Here is a 1168-nt window from a genome sequence, read left to right as displayed (position 1 = left end):
CTGTGCCCTGGGGCCGGGTCGTGGACCGTGCCGGAGGTGAAGGCGGGCACGGCGACGGTGCCGCCGGGCCCGACCGCCTCGCGCAGGCCGGCCACCACGGCCGCCGCGCCGCCCTCGACCCGGCCGAGGCTGGAGAGCGAGGAGTGCACGATCAGCGCCATGCCCTCACGGACGCCCACCCGGCGCCAGCCCTCCACGAGGTCGGCGGTGGTGAGCGGGCGGGTGCCCGGTGCGGTCATGGTGCCCCCTGGTGACGGCGGTGCGGTTGGTACTGGATGGTTCGGGGCCGACCATAGCGGGTGGCACTGACAGTGGGTCAGGACGGGGGTGCCCTGGGTCAGCTCGTGGTCGGCCGGACGGTGGGGTGGCGGGGGTAGTCGGTGTAGCCGGTGGCCTCCTGGCCGTAGAGGTGGGTGGGGTCGACGGGGGTGAGCGGGGCGTTCGCGGCGAACCGTTCCGGCAGGTCGGGGTTGGCGATGAAGGCGCGGCCGTAGGAGACCAGGTCGGCCAGGCCGGCGGCCAGCACGGCCTCGCCGCGCTCGCGGTCGGTGGCGGCGCGGTTCTCGCCGACGTTGCCGATCAGCGGGCCGGACCAGCGCGGGCGCAGGTCGGCCAGGGCCGGGTAGTCGTCGTTGTCGGTGAGGTGGAGGTAGGCCAGGCCGAGGCCGTCGAGTTCGGCGAGCAGGGCGCGGTAGACGGGGGCGGGGTCGGCCTCGTCCATGCCGAACTGCGGGTTGCCGGGGGACAGCCGCAGGCCGAGGCGGTCGGGACCGATGGCCTCGGCGACGGCGGTGACCAGTTCGATCGGGAAGCGCAGCCGGTCGGCGAGGGTGCGGGGGCCGTACTCGTCGGTGCGCAGGTTGGTGTTGTCGGCCAGGAACTGGTGGATCAGGTAGGAGTTGGCGCCGTGCAGTTCGACGGCGTCGAAGCCGGCGGCGAGGGCCAGGCGGGCGGAGTCGACGTGGTCGGCGACGGTGCGGCGGATCTCCTCGCGGGTCATGGCGCGCGGGGTGACGGCCTCGGCCTTGCCGCCGTCCTTGACGTGCACCGGGCCCGGGGCCGGGACGGCGGAGGGGCCGGCCGGGACGTCGCCGAGCAGCCGGTTGAGCGGGTGGCCCTGGCGGCCGCCGTGCATCAGCTGGGCGGCGATCCGCCCGCCGGCGGCGTG

Annotated in this window: 2 protein-coding genes; both read right to left on the bottom strand. The window is 75.8% G+C overall.

The window, feature by feature from the left end; all coding sequences use genetic code 11:
* Positions 1 to 239 (bottom strand): AAC(3) family N-acetyltransferase (locus AE652_RS41770; RefSeq protein ID WP_049661293.1); only part of this gene is annotated, 239 nt, incomplete at its 3' end.
* A gap of 98 nt (positions 240 to 337) precedes the next feature.
* A partial coding sequence (locus AE652_RS41765) for a 12-oxophytodienoate reductase (protein ID WP_049661291.1) occupies positions 338 to 1168 on the bottom strand: 831 nt, incomplete at its 5' end.

It is taken from the genome of Kitasatospora sp. MY 5-36, assembly GCF_001182915.1.
Taxonomy (GTDB): domain Bacteria; phylum Actinomycetota; class Actinomycetes; order Streptomycetales; family Streptomycetaceae; genus Kitasatospora.
This window is presented reverse-complemented; position numbering and strand designations above follow the sequence as displayed.